A 13,904-nucleotide genomic window follows, 5' to 3' on the forward strand; every position below is an offset into this window, starting at 1 on the left:
GCTTCCAGGTGTTTTGGGTTTTTGACCCGAGATGTCCGATGCCGGTTCCAATGATGTCGTTGATGGCCTAGCCGGCCGGATACGAAAGAGGGATCGGAGAAGGTAGGAAGCTTGTCACTCTGGTCGTCTGTTGTTGGTGACGCAAGTCACCTCTGATGGATCACTGATGATCGTTGCCTGACCGCGCGATCCCGGATTTAATCTCGAGAAGCTGGTCTTAAGACAAGCTGCAAGCGAGCTGCTCGGCGTAGCTCCAATAAAGCAGACTTGTCGAACACGTCGATGGCATCTGAAATAGCCCGGTTGTAAAAGGTAACTGGGTTTGGTGAGGCAGTAGGAATTGGGCAGTAGGCAGTGGGGTTTAGATCCTATTGGCTAATGCCTATTGGCTATTGGCTTTCCATATGGATGAGCATTGGCAATGAGAACGATTAAGTGTCGTAAGGGCATTTGGTGGATGCCTTGGCATGCACAGGCGAAGAAGGACGTGATACGCTGCGAAAAGCCGTGGGGAGCTGCGAATGAGCTTTGATCCATGGATCTCCGAATGGGGCAACCCACCTTAAATGCTTGGGAAATCTGGTGCGCCGATGGCGCACAAGGCAGTAGGAATTAGGCAATAGGCAGTAGGGTTTAGATCCTATTGGCTACTGCCTATTGGCTATTGCCTGCGTCGAAGACGCTCCAGGTTTCCAAGCATTGTGATAAGGTATCTAACTCTGAATACATAGGGGTTAGAAGCGAACGCAGGGAACTGAAACATCTAAGTACCTGCAGGAAAGGACATCAACCGAGACTCCGTAAGTAGTGGCGAGCGAACGCGGACCAGGCCAGTGGCAATGTGAGCTAAAGTGGAACGATCTGGAAAGTTCGGCCGTAGCGGGTGATAGCCCCGTACACGTAAAATACGCATTGTCCTAGAGTAGGGCGGGACACGAGAAATCCTGTCTGAACATGGGGAGACCACTCTCCAAGCCTAAGTACTCGTGCATGACCGATAGCGAACAAGTACCGTGAGGGAAAGGTGAAAAGCACCCCGACAAGGGGAGTGAAATAGAACCTGAAACCGGATGCCTACAAACAGTAGGAGGGCGAAAGCCTGACTGCGTACCTTTTGTATAATGGGTCAACGACTTAGTGTATCTAGCAAGCTTAAGCCGGTAGGTGTAGGCGCAGCGAAAGCGAGTGTTAATAGCGCGTTCAGTTAGATGCATTAGACCCGAAACCGAGTGATCTAGCCATGAGCAGGCTGAAGGTTGGGTAACACCAACTGGAGGGCCGAACCCGCATCTGTTGCAATAGATTGGGATGACTTGTGGCTAGGGGTGAAAGGCCAATCAAACTCGGAAATAGCTGGTTCTCCGCGAAAACTATTTAGGTAGTGCGTCGATCGAATACCCCGGGGGGTAGAGCACTGGATGGGCTATGGGGACTCACCGTCTTACTGATCCTAACCAAACTCCGAATACCCGGGAGTACTAATCGGCAGACACACGGCGGGTGCTAACGTCCGTCGTGAAGAGGGCAACAACCCTGACCTCCAGCTAAGGTCCCCAAGTCATGGCTAAGTGGGAAAGGATGTGAGGATCCCAAAACAACCAGGATGTTGGCTTAGAAGCAGCCATCATTTAAAGAAAGCGTAACAGCTCACTGGTCTAAATAAGGGTCTTTGCGCCGAAAATGTAACGGGGCTAAAGCCATGCACCGAAGCTGAGGATGTGCAGTTTACTGCACGTGGTAGCGGAGCGTTCCGTAAGCCTGCGAAGGAGGACCCGTGAGGGCCTCTGGAGGTATCGGAAGTGCGAATGTTGACATGAGTAACGATAAAGGGGGTGAGAGACCCCCTCGCCGAAAGACCAAGGGTTCCTGCTTAAAGTTAATCTGAGCAGGGTTAGCCGGCCCCTAAGGCGAGGCAGAAATGCGTAGTCGATGGGAACCACGTTAATATTCGTGGGCCTGGTGGTAGTGACGGATTGCGTAACTTGTTCATTCTTATTGGATTGGATGGGCGAGGAAGCGGTTCCAGGAAATAGCTCCATCATTATAGACCGTACCCGAAACCGACACAGGTGGTCAGGTAGAGTATACCAAGGCGCTTGAGAGAACTATGTTGAAGGAACTCGGCAAATTGCACGCGTAACTTCGGAAGAAGCGTGACCCTGCTGTACGCAAGTATGTCAGGGTGGCACAGACCAGGGGGTAGCGACTGTTTATCAAAAACACAGGGCTCTGCGAAGTCGCAAGACGACGTATAGGGTCTGACGCCTGCCCGGTGCTGGAAGGTTAAGAGGAGAGGTGCAAGCTTTGAATCGAAGCCCCAGTAAACGGCGGCCGTAACTATAACGGTCCTAAGGTAGCGAAATTCCTTGTCGGGTAAGTTCCGACCTGCACGAATGGCGTAACGACTTCCCCGCTGTCTCCAACATAGACTCAGTGAAATTGAATTCCCCGTGAAGATGCGGGGTTCCTGCGGTCAGACGGAAAGACCCCGTGCACCTTTACTATAGCTTTACACTGGCATTCGTGTCGGCATGTGTAGGATAGGTGGTAGGCTTTGAAGCGGGGACGCCAGTTCTCGTGGAGCCATCCTTGAAATACCACCCTTATCGTCATGGATGTCTAACCGCGGTCCGTCATCCGGATCCGGGACAGTGTATGGTGGGTAGTTTGACTGGGGCGGTCGCCTCCGAAAGAGTAACGGAGGCGCGCGATGGTGGGCTCAGACCGGTCGGAAATCGGTCGTCGAGTGCAATGGCATAAGCCCGCCTGACTGCGAGACTGACAAGTCGAGCAGAGACGAAAGTCGGTCATAGTGATCCGGTGGTCCCGTGTGGAAGGGCCATCGCTCAACGGATAAAAGGTACGCCGGGGATAACAGGCTGATGACCCCCAAGAGTCCATATCGACGGGGTTGTTTGGCACCTCGATGTCGGCTCATCGCATCCTGGGGCTGGAGCAGGTCCCAAGGGTTTGGCTGTTCGCCAATTAAAGCGGTACGTGAGCTGGGTTCAGAACGTCGTGAGACAGTTCGGTCCCTATCTGCCGTGGGTGTAGGAATATTGACAGGATCTGTCCCTAGTACGAGAGGACCGGGATGGACATATCTCTGGTGGACCTGTTGTCCTGCCAAGGGCATAGCAGGGTAGCTATATATGGAAGGGATAACCGCTGAAGGCATCTAAGCGGGAAACCCACCTGAAAACGAGTATTCCCTATCAGAGCCGTGGAAGACGACCACGTTGATAGGACGGGTGTGGACGTGCAGTAATGCATGAAGCTTACCGTTACTAATAGCTCGATTGGCTTGATCGTTCTCATTGATAATGCTCATCGAAGATGAGCCATCTCTTTCAGTCTTCACGCTGTCGCATCCTTCGGATGCTACGCTGCAGACGGCGCGCCAAACGATTGGCGACGGCCAAAGGCCTGTATGGGTGACCTGCTCATACGGCCGCATGAAAGAAAAAAGACGTGTTCAAAAAAAACTATTGGCTACTGCCTATTGGCTAAGCCCTAGTTACCAGCTTCTCAACACATTGCCCTTAGCTGACCTGGTGGTCATGGCGGGGCGGCTGCACCCGTTCCCATTCCGAACACGGCCGTGAAACGCCCCTGCGCCAATGGTACTTCGTCTCAAGACGCGGGAGAGTAGGTCGCTGCCAGGTCTGCTAAAGGCAATGTTGTCACGGTTTGCACTTGCAAATCCGTCGGGTTTTGCGAAAGCAAATACCCAGGTTTTGCACTCGCAAATACCTCGCGGTTTGAACTTTGCAAATCCGCCAATCTTCTCGTCACAAACACTAACGGCCCAGCCGATAACAAAAGGGTCGCTCAAAGCGGCCTTTTTGCTGTAAGTCTCTAAAGCGTCGCAACTATCAGTGCACGCTCTTGGCGCGGGGTGGAGCAGCCCGGTAGCTCGTCAGGCTCATAACCTGAAGGCCGCAGGTTCAAATCCTGCCCCCGCAACCAAATCCCAAAACATCCCGTAGCCAAAACGCTGCGGGATTTTTGCGTTTCTGGCCTTCGATCGTCCTGGTGTTGGTTTCCACGCGGAACTGAGCCGGTGGGGGTGCGGATAAAAACTTGGACTGCTTCAAAAATTCAGGCCGAGGCTCTTACGATATTCGACTGGGCTTAGCGAGCCCAGCGATATCTTGATGCGCTTCTCGTTGTACCAGCGGATGTAAGCATCCACCTCGGCGACGAACTGTTCGATTGTGATGGCCTTCCAATCTCCTGGATAGAAGAGTTCCGTTTTCAACCGGCCGAAGAAGCCTTCGCACGCAGCGTTGTCTTGTGAGCAGCCCTTCCGGGACATCGAGCGAACCATCTGCGCGTTGCTGATCCGTGTTAGCCAGCCGGGCCAACGATAATGAGCTCCGCGATCGGAATGGACGATTGGCCGTTCCTCTCCGTTGGTCACGGTCTCAATGGCGGCATCCAGCATTGTGTTGACCAGGCCTGCATCTGGTTGCGTTCCAATCGACCAACTGATGACCATACCGTCGAAGCGTATGCGCCGTCTACGCCCCATTGATTTTTCAGTTTCAGCTACTCGGTAGTGCTGCCTGAGGGCCGGATGTGAGCTCACCGGATAGTATCTGACGAGCTCATTGTGAGGCCTTGATGCGAGCGGCATAGGCCCACGGCATCAGATCGTCGATGTCTTTGGCAAGGTGACCGTTTGCGAGACGTGTGAAGAGATCACACATATAGGCGTAGGGCTCCACGCCGTTCATTTTGCATGTTCCGATCAGGCTGGCAAACCGGGCCCAATTGCGACCCCCTTCGTCATGGCCCGCAAAGAGCGCATTGCGGCGGTTCATGGCCGGGCGACGGATGGCGTTTTCCACCAGGTTGGAGTCGATATCGACGTGGCCGTCATCAAGGAACAGCCGAAAGCCATCCTGTCGTTTCAGCATATAGGCCAGGGCAATGCCGAGATCGGATTTGCGTGAGACACGCCCAGCCTGGGCCGCGAGCCAAGTGAAGAACTCGTCCACCAGCGGAAGGGACAGGTCCTGTCGAACTGCCCGGCGATGTTCGGGACCTGAACCGCGGATACTGTCTTCGATCTTGTAGAGCGCGGCGATGCGCACCAGTGCCTCGTCGACGATGGGCGATCCGCTCTTCGGCGCGGCCTTGATCAGCTTTCTACGCCCATGTGCCCAACAGAAAGCCAGCTTCAAGGGATCGCCACCCATCCGGTCCGACGTGGCGAGGTGCGAATAGCCACGTAGGCATCCACCTGGATTGTCCCGTTGAACCCGTCGAGGATTTCAGCGGCATATTCTCCTTTACGCCCAGGCCGATAATGGAACACCACACCTGACGGAGCAGAGCCATTCCAGCCGCGGTCGTCGCGCAGCACGGCCCAAAGATAGCCGGTCTTCGTCTTGCCTCGCCCCGGATCAAGCACCGGAGCGGTTGTCTCGTCGACATAGAGGCGCGTGCTTTCCCACAGCAGCCGTTTGGCCATGTGGTCGACCACCGGTGCGATTTCGCTACCCGTGCGCCCCATCCAATCGGCCAGCACCGTGCGGTCGATTGGCACGCCGTGTCGCGCCATGACCTCGGCCTGACGGTTGAGGGGCATGTGTTCGGAATGCTTGGAGACGGCAATCTCCGCCAGAAGGGCCTCCGTCGGCCAGCTCCCTTCCAGAAGATGCGCCGGCGCTCTGGCCTGGACGACGCCGGTTCGACCCTTGGGGCATGCGTATTTCGGGCGGATCGTGACGATCACCTCGTAGCGTGCCGGGACCCGGTCGAGCCGTTCCGTCCGGTCCTCGCCGATCCGAACCATGTTGCCGCAACCGCAGGGGCAAACGATGCTCTCGGGCTCGATCACTCGCTCGACGCGCGGCAGGTGTTCGGGCAGTGCACGGACCTTACGCTCCTTGCGACGAGAGGCTTTCGCGGGGTCATCCGAGGCGCTGGCTTCGATCTTTTTCTCGACGGCGGCGATCCGCGCCTGTGTTTCGGCAATCGCCGTTTCAAGGTCTTCCAGCGCCAGTTCCATCTGCGCCGGATCGAGCTTTTCCGATTTCGGCCCGAACTTCGTGCGCCTGTAATCGTGAACCTGCCCCTCAAGCTTCTCGATCAGTTCCTTCAGTTCGGCGATGAACGCGTCCTTCTCGGCAACGACCGCCTGCTCATGCTGGCGTGCCGCACGCTCGACCGACAGTTCGAACTGCATCGCCGCAAAGGCTTTGACTACCTCTGACGGAAGGTCCGGAAACAGGCTGAGATCAATAGGTTGCGACATGCCGCTTTATAGCAAAGAAGCTCAAAAAATCCAAATAAAACAATAGAAAGACGGCCGAACAATCACCCTGCCGCCGACGGCGCGGTCACCCGTTGCGCCATGACACGCCGCCAGTCCAGCCCCTCGAATAGAGCTTCGTACTGAGCCCTGGAAAGACGCATCGTGCCGTCCTGCACCTTGGGCCAGGCAAAGCTTCCCTGTTCAAGAATTTTATAAATCAAGACCATTCCGCTGCCATCCCACACCAGGATCTTCAGGCGATCCCCGCGTTTTGAGCGAAAGATCACAGTCACCCCGGAATGCGGGTCGAGCTTCAACTCGGTCTGCACCATCAGAGCCAGAGCCTGATGCCCACAGCGGAAGTCCACCGGCCGTGTTGCGATCAGGATCGGCAATCGTTGGCCGGCGACGATCATGCCGCTCCTAGCACAGCGCGAACCAGAGCGGCGACCCGTTCAACGGGCACATCATTAGGAACCCGCATCACGACGTCGGAGCCAATCTGCAACGTCAAAACCTGCATCTTCGGCCCGTCGGAGGCCAGCTTCGGCAGCGGCAAACAATTGACAGGCTCAGGAGGCTCCGCAGAGATTGCCAAAGGCACGAATGCAGGCTCGATACCATCGTGCTCCGACGGCGTCGTTGCCGCCGCAAACGGCAGCACCAGAATACCGTCGCGCACTTGACGTCGCCAATCGGAAAGCTGGTTTGCTATAACGCCGTGACGGCGCGCGACATCCACAACACGAACACCAGGCTCAAAGCTCTCCGCCACGATCCGCGCCTTCACATTATCCGGCCAACGCCGGTTACCGCGGCGCGGCTCAACAACCTCATAGCGACCAACAAATCCATCATCCATCATTCAGCTTCCAGATACGCCTGGAAGCCTTCTCGCATGCCCAGCTATGCTCAAAAAGCAGCGGATCCAATGGGACAGAGACGGCGCTTACGTCGAAGCAGTCGATGATGGGCGAGAGGTACACCTTCCCAGCTGGGATCTGGAACTCGGTGATGTCTGTCAGCCATTTTACGTTCGGTGCTTTTGCATGGAAGTCGCGATTGATCAGGTTCTCGGGCGCCGGGCTGATTTCTCCCAGATATGATCCAAAACGCCGTCGACGCGGCCTGGCGACGACCAACTGCTCCTGCTTCATCAAACGCTGCACAACCTTCTCCGAGATTGTCACGCTTTGCCTGGCAAGCGACGCCTGCAATCGGCGATAGCCGTAGCAGCGACGGTTTGCTTCGAAGATTTCCGCAAGGCTGTGCCGGATGGCGGCATACTTGTCTGCCAGACACATGCGTGTGCGATGGTAAAAGTAGGAGCTTCGGGCAATTCGCAGCTGGGCGAGGAGTTCTGGCAAGCGATAAACTTCCTTCAGGGCGTCAATCAGCTGTGTCTTCTCCCGATTGCTCAGGATCTGCAGATCGACGCCCAGGCCTTTTTTTAACAGTTCGTTGGCCTTCTTCAGGAGATCATGCTCGAGTTGCAACTGGCGGACATCACGCTGGAGGGCTTCAAGCTGTCGCTCGAGTTCCTCACGTTCTGGCACTTTGGAGTTGCCTTTGCGGCGTTTCATGGATGAAGGAGCCTCGTGATCGAGTAGCTGATCTCTCCAGCTGTACAATGTCGGCCTTGAGACGCCCAGCCGATCAGCTACCTGTTGAGCGGTTTCATCTCCACCGCATAGTCCGATGACTCCTGCTTGCCGGACCTCCTCGCAATAGCCAGGATGCCACGATCGACCAACCATTGATGTTCGCGCTTCCGGAAAGGCCTCTCGGACCCAGGCGGTCAGAGTCCCTCGTCCTGGATAGCCAAGCGCCCTCATCGTCGCAGAGATGCATCGATCATGGGTGCTAAAGTGTTCAAGTGCCGCCTGCCTTTCGGCCTCGGAATATTTTGGCGCCCGGGCCACCGGCTGAGGACGCAGGTCGAGATGCTGTAAGTATCACGGTACCAGCCCCTCAGCGCATTCTTGGTGGGATAACCCAACTGGCGAATGGTCGCGTTGAGCCGCTTGCCAAGCCTGATGTAGAGCTCAACCGCTCGAAGTCTGTCTGCGTAGGAATACATGAACTACCTCCTGGTGGTCCAAGTTTTCGTCCGCACCCCCTTATGCGCCTAACCGGCTCAGTTCTGCGTGGAAACCAACAGTTGCGGACACCAAGGAAGGAGCCGCTGCGTAAGCGGCGGTTCCCCTTGTTCCAAGGAAAAAGTCGCGCCCGCCAGAGGCGGGCGCTGGGTATATGAGGTTTGAAGATGATGAAATCGGATCAATTCTGTTGAGTATCCTGCGATATTGTCAAACTTGAAAATGGTTTGAGAGTCGTGTAATATACTCAGCATGGCTGAGCAATCTGCGTCACTGTTAAACCGACTAGAGAAAGACCTGCCCGAAGGGCTGGTCGTGGATGCCGCTTGGCTGGAAGACCACGGCATCGCCAGCAATTTGCGCGCCTACTACGTCAAGGCCGGCTGGCTGGAACAGCCGGTGCGCAGCGTCTACAAAAGGCCGCGCGGCACACTGAGCTGGCAGCAAGTCGTCATATCGCTCCAGACCCTGCTATTGCGAACGCCGTTTTACGTCGGCGGACGCACCGCACTGGAGCTGCAGGGCTTTGCGCATTATCTCTCGTACGAGACCAAGACCGTTCACCTTTATGGCCCGGACAAGCCGCCCACATGGCTGCAAAAGCTGAACCTTCCTCAGCGCTTTGTCTATCACAACAGCACGACCCTCTTCCGGAATGATCCCGTAACAAAGGGGCTTGGCAGTCTCGCTTGGAACATCGCTGATGGATCGCCGCGCGATCTCAGCCGATTTCAGGGCGGCAGTCTGACGTCGCTTCCATGGGGACAGTGGGACTGGCCGCTGACCCTTTCCCAGCCCGAGCGCGCCTATCTCGAAATGCTCGACGAGCTGCCGCGCCATGAGAGTTTCCATCAGGCCGACATGATCATGCAGAGTGCCGCAAATTTCAGCCCGAGGCGGCTGCAAAAGCTGCTGGTCGATTGCGACAGCGTGAAAGTGAAGCGCCTGTTCTTCTATTTTGCGGATCGCCATGGCCATGCCTGGCTCAAGCGTCTCGATAGAACCGCTATCGATCTTGGCAAGGGCAAGCGCATGCTTGTCCCCGGCGGCAGGCTCGATCCTGTCTATCTGATCACCGTGCCGGAGGACCTTGATGCCGTTTCGTGACCAGTACCAGGCCCAGGTTCGGCTGCTCATGCGCCTTCTTCCCATCGTCGCGCGAGAGACCTGTTTTGCGCTCAAGGGCGGAACGGCGATTAACCTCTTTGTGCGCAACCTGCCGCGCCTCTCGGTCGATATCGATCTGATGTATCTGCCGGTCCATGACAGGCCGGAGGCTTTGGCCGGGATCGATGCGGCCATGAAGCGCATCAAGGCGGCAGCTCTGGCGGAGCTGCCCGGCGCGCGCGTCACCGAAAACATTCACGATGGTGCGATCCTTCGCCTTCTCGTGATTGCGGAGGGCACGCAGGTCAAGATCGAAGTCTCTCCCGTATTGCGCGGCGTGGTCCATGAACCTTCCACCATTCCGGTCACCGAAGCGGTCGAAGAAGCGTTCGGCTTTGCGGAAACCAGCGTCGTATCTTTTGAAGACCTCTTTGCTGGCAAGCTGGTTGCAGCACTTGATCGGCAGCATCCGCGTGACCTCTTCGATGTGCAAGGCCTGCTTGCCCATGAAGGGCTGAGCGGTGACCTACGCGAAGCGTTCCTCGTCTATCTACTCAGTCACAACCGCCCCATGGGTTAGGTCCTTTCCGGCCGCGTCAAAGACCTCGAAAACGAATACAGCAATGGCTTCGAGGGCATGACCGAGACGACTGTCGCAATCGATGATCTGGTCAAAACCCAGCATGAAATGATCGAGGCACTGATCGGCGCAATGCCGGATCACCACCGGGAATTTCTGATCGGCTTCGAGCGCGGGGAACCGGACTGGTCCTTGCTGAAGATTGGCCATGTGGCAGAGCTTCCCGCCATCCGATGGCGGCAGCGCAATCTCGACAAACTCAAGACGGACCAACGTTCAGCCTTGGTCGAATTGCTGCGAACTTCCCTTGAACGTCGCGGATAGAAACTCCCGCTCCCTCGGCTTTGAACACCGGAAAGCAGCGATATGAGAGCGTAAACGGCGGTAGGGGAAGGACCGCAAGATAAAGCGAACCGGGGTTCGCCCGAGCTGCGCTCGTAAGTGATTGTCTGCACATTGTTTTCCAGCCGGAAAACGGGGAAGTGTCGCGGTTCGCGATGTGCGATGAATTTTAGGCCCTGCTGATTTTCTTTGATCGCCATGAGCATAGCGGCTACCTGCCGCGAGGTGCGCCACGCCGATCTACGCGGTTGCAAGTCTTTTTACGCCCGCCTGCGATGACGGCAAAATGCTGTTTGTCAGGCCGAGGAGGGGCGGAGAGCATGACGAGGGCGAGGGCGAACGCGGCGGCAAAGACTGACGTGATGGGCAAATAGATCATGGTGAGTTCTTCCATGCGTAGAGAGGATCGCTGCGGGGCCCGGGTCCCCGCAGTGATGTGGCGGACCGCGCGTCAGCGCGCGCCGTCGATGACCATGCCGCCATCAGGGGAGAGCGACTGTCTTTGCAGTCAAGCGTTTTGCCATGGTTTTTGGTCCCGGATGATGGCGTTGAGCATGGTGAGGAGTTTGCGCATTGTTGCGACGATGGCGACGATCTTGGGTTTGCCGGCTGCGACGAGACGGTCACGAAAGGCTTTGAGCACGGGGTTGTGCCGGCTGGCGACGAGGGCTGCCATGAACAGCACGGCCCGCACTTTGCCCCTGCCGCCGCCAATGAAGCTCTTGCCTTTCCACGTGCCCGATTGTCGGGTAAAGGGTGCCAGACCCGCCAGCGATGCGATCTGACGTCGATCGAGACTGCCCAGTTCCGGCATCTCGGCGAGCAGCGTGCGAGCGGTGGCGGCCCCCACCCCCGGCACCGATGTCAGCAGCTGCTCGCGCACCCGCCACAGCGGCGACCTGCGGATATGTTCATCGAGATCGGCGTCGAGACTTTCCAGCTCGCGCTTGAGGGCTTTCAGCAACCGCGTAATGCTCTTCTGGGCCTCTTTCGCCAGAACCATGCGCGCCCGGTTTTCCTCGGCCACGATCATCTGGACGATCTGCCGCCTGCGGGCCACAAGTGCCGACAAAGCCTGGGTTTCCAAGTCTTTGAGCGGTCTCAGCTCTGGCTGGGTCGCAATCACGAAAGCGGCAATCACTGCCGCATCGATCGGATCTGTCTTGGCGCGACGGCCGATCGCATTGGCATAAGAACGCACCTGCGCCGGATTGACCACGAGGACGGCAAAGCCCGCCGAAGACAGCGCCGCCACCGCCAGCATCTCAAACCCGCCGGTTGCTTCCATGGCAACGGCATCGGCTTTGATCGATTGCAGTCGCGAGACCAGATCTTCGACGCCCGCATGCGTATTTTCCACCGCAAACGTCACACCGGATGGCGCCACGGCGATATCCAGACGATCCTTCGAAACATCGATCCCAACAACGATATCCATCTTTTCCCATCCTTGCCTAAACGGACTTTGCCTGCGCAAGCGGTCCTGGCGACTGTTCGGGTTCGATGGAACGGCGGACGGAGACCCTTGCTCTCCCACGGGCTTGGTGTCCCAAAGGTTTGTCGGTCTCCCATCCGCCACCGCATCGGGCAGTACACACCCAAATGCGGCTATTGGGAAGTTACAAGGGTGTAGCCCGTCAGGAACTGCGCATCCTTGCTCGCCAGGAACAGAAGAACAGGCGCAATGTCGTTCTCCGGCGAGCCATAGCGTTGCAGCGCGTTGTTTGCAGGCGGCACCTCGATATCGCCCCAGGTCTCGGCCACCGGCTGAATGTTGTTCACGGTTATCTTGTCAGGTCCCCATTCGCGTGCCGCGGTTCGCGTCAAGGCACGGGTTGCCTCCTTGGCCATGTTGTAGGGTGCATAGGGCAGCATCCCGAGAAGCGCCGCTGGCGAACCGAAGTTGATGACGCGACCCTCCCCGCTCGCTTTGAGATATGGATAGCAGGCTTGCATCGTGCGCAGGGTAGCGATCGGACCCGTATCAAAGTTGCGCTGCAGCTGCTCGACCGACAACTCCATGATTGACGACATGACAGCCGAGGGATCGAAGGCGTTGTTCACCAGAATATCGACCCCGCCATAGGCTGCGACCACCTTTTCCACAGCCGCCGTGATCTGATCGGCGCTGCTCACATCGCAGGGTACCCCGAGCGCCGTCCCGCCGGCGGCCTCGATGTCCGCGACGACCGCTTCCACATTGGCGGGTGTGATTGAGAGCACCGCGACCTTCGCGCCTTCCGCTGCGAATAACTTGGCGGTCGCCCGTCCGATACCTCGACCCGCGCCTGTGACAATCGCGATTTTTCCGTTGAGTCGACTCATGTTTGTCTCCTGTGAATACTGGGCTGAGATGTGGGTTACGCAGTGGCGTTGCCCGTTGCTGATGACTGGCGCATGGCGGATCCAGCGCCGGTCAGTGATTTGAGCTGGTTGCTCCAAGGGGCCGCTCCCTCATCGCACATCACCAATCGTTTCGGATACGAAGGGAGCGTAGGGCGACGGCATCTCTCTTGCGGCGTTCTGTGTGAGAAATGATCCGGCGATCAGTGCAAGACCGACTGCCGCCGGTAGCGCCGCCTTGATATCGCGCACGCCCAGATGAGCGAGAACGGCGAAGGCCAGGTGATAGAACATCCCGGCATAGGCGAGATCGCTGAGCCCCACGCTGATGCGCGAAAGGATCGCCGCCACGGCGAGCAGCTTGACGATGATCAGGACCGGTACGAGGTAGCCGGGATAGCCCAGCTTGACGATGATCTGCCGGACTTGCTCGCTCCTCGTCAGATAAAGCAGAGCTGATGACATATAGAGCAGAGACAGCAGCGCTGTCGCTATCCAGTATAGATTGGTTTCGGTCATAGGGGTTCCTGCCCACCAGTGGGCCCGGTGAGGTCCTCGATAAAATGGCTTCTTTGGGCGCTGGCGCATTTCCATGATGCGGTGGAGCGTGTATTGAAAATGTAGACTATGAGCGGGAAGCGCAAGTAGGATGAATTCTTGGTGGTAAGTATGGAAAACCAGACCAATGGAGACCGTGTCGCGACAATGCAGGACGAGATGCGCAGAGCGTTCATGCTGCTCTCGGGCAAGTGGAAGCTCGAGATCATGTGGCTGCTCAACCAGCGGGTCTATCGCTTCGGTGAATTGCGAAAGGCGATCCCGGGTATCACGCAGCACATGCTGACGGCACAGCTTCGGGAGCTCGAAGCCGACGGCCTGATTTCTCGTACGATATTTGCCGAGGTTCCGCCGAGGGTGGATTATGAGATAACGGCCAAGGCCCGCGGTCTCCAGCCGACGATGGAGGCCTTGGCTGCCTGGTGGCGGGAATATGGGACTGACGTTCCAGCAAAGCCGGCAACGCGTGGGCGCAAGGCGGGCAGCGCCACTGCCTCTGGCAAAAGCGTATCTTAGGCGTCAAGCCGCCCAAACCATCCAGACGCGTCTTAGTTGGACTGCGCGCACGAGCACGCCACAGGCTGATCCGCGCGCAATGCGCGGGATATGT

Annotated in this window: 7 protein-coding genes, 1 tRNA gene, 2 rRNA genes and 4 pseudogenes; 6 read left to right on the forward strand and 8 right to left on the reverse strand. The window is 57.3% G+C overall.

The features are described from left to right. The first annotated feature begins 429 nt into the window (after positions 1–429). The 3 genes from AC4CWH_RS20945 (at position 430) to AC4CWH_RS20955 (ending at position 3,969) form a co-directional block, all read left to right on the forward strand. Positions 430–3,312: ribosomal RNA gene (locus AC4CWH_RS20945) — 23S ribosomal RNA — on the forward strand. Positions 3,313–3,550: 238 nt separating this feature from the next. Further along, positions 3,551–3,665: ribosomal RNA gene (rrf, locus tag AC4CWH_RS20950) — 5S ribosomal RNA — on the forward strand. Positions 3,666–3,892: 227 nt separating this feature from the next. Then, a tRNA-Met gene (locus tag AC4CWH_RS20955) sits at positions 3,893–3,969 on the forward strand. 124 nt (positions 3,970–4,093) lie between these two features. On the opposite strand, the pseudogene AC4CWH_RS20960 reads toward AC4CWH_RS20955, so the two are convergent. From AC4CWH_RS20960 to AC4CWH_RS20980, 5 genes and pseudogenes are all read right to left on the reverse strand, one after another. After that, positions 4,094–4,510, reverse strand: a pseudogene (locus AC4CWH_RS20960) (transposase); the annotation flags it as partial. 100 nt (positions 4,511–4,610) lie between these two features. Next, positions 4,611–6,265, reverse strand: a pseudogene (gene tnpC, locus AC4CWH_RS20965) (IS66 family transposase). Between the two features lie 62 nt (positions 6,266–6,327). After that, on the reverse strand, positions 6,328–6,681 hold the full coding sequence (gene tnpB / locus AC4CWH_RS20970; RefSeq protein WP_491322181.1) for an IS66 family insertion sequence element accessory protein TnpB: 354 nt from the start codon (positions 6,679–6,681) through the stop codon (positions 6,328–6,330). Then, positions 6,678–7,130: an IS66-like element accessory protein TnpA gene (tnpA, locus tag AC4CWH_RS20975; protein WP_491322182.1), complete on the reverse strand. Its 453-nt coding sequence runs from the start codon at positions 7,128–7,130 to the stop codon at positions 6,678–6,680. The genes tnpB and tnpA overlap by 4 nt, the downstream gene beginning before the upstream one ends. Before the next feature lie 73 nt (positions 7,131–7,203). Then, positions 7,204–8,345, reverse strand: a pseudogene (locus AC4CWH_RS20980) (IS3 family transposase); the annotation flags it as partial. A 271-nt stretch (positions 8,346–8,616) separates the two neighbouring features. On the opposite strand from AC4CWH_RS20980, the gene AC4CWH_RS20985 reads away from it, so the two are divergent. Next, positions 8,617–9,471, forward strand: coding sequence for a type IV toxin-antitoxin system AbiEi family antitoxin domain-containing protein (locus AC4CWH_RS20985; protein WP_491322183.1), 855 nt, complete (start codon positions 8,617–8,619; stop codon positions 9,469–9,471). Next, positions 9,458–10,375 (forward strand): annotated as a pseudogene (locus AC4CWH_RS20990) (nucleotidyl transferase AbiEii/AbiGii toxin family protein). Before AC4CWH_RS20985 ends, AC4CWH_RS20990 begins: the two are co-directional and overlap by 14 nt. 526 nt (positions 10,376–10,901) lie before the next feature. Here AC4CWH_RS20990 and AC4CWH_RS20995 read toward each other — a convergent pair. From AC4CWH_RS20995 to AC4CWH_RS21005, 3 genes are all read right to left on the reverse strand, one after another. After that, positions 10,902–11,831 (reverse strand): IS110 family RNA-guided transposase, encoded by a 930-nt coding sequence (locus tag AC4CWH_RS20995; protein WP_491318559.1) that lies wholly within the window; start codon positions 11,829–11,831, stop codon positions 10,902–10,904. A 170-nt stretch (positions 11,832–12,001) separates the two neighbouring features. Continuing rightward, positions 12,002–12,718 carry an SDR family NAD(P)-dependent oxidoreductase gene (locus tag AC4CWH_RS21000; protein ID WP_491322184.1) on the reverse strand — a complete coding sequence of 239 codons (717 nt, stop codon included), beginning with the start codon at positions 12,716–12,718 and terminating at the stop codon, positions 12,002–12,004. 129 nt (positions 12,719–12,847) lie between these two features. After that, positions 12,848–13,255 (reverse strand): DoxX family protein, encoded by a 408-nt coding sequence (locus AC4CWH_RS21005; protein ID WP_491322185.1) that lies wholly within the window; start codon positions 13,253–13,255, stop codon positions 12,848–12,850. A 150-nt stretch (positions 13,256–13,405) separates the two neighbouring features. On the opposite strand from AC4CWH_RS21005, the gene AC4CWH_RS21010 reads away from it, so the two are divergent. Then, positions 13,406–13,810, forward strand: coding sequence for a winged helix-turn-helix transcriptional regulator (locus tag AC4CWH_RS21010; protein WP_491322186.1), 405 nt, complete (start codon positions 13,406–13,408; stop codon positions 13,808–13,810). Positions 13,811–13,904: the final 94 nt, after the last annotated feature.

Source organism: Neorhizobium sp. PAMB6716, assembly GCF_058242805.1.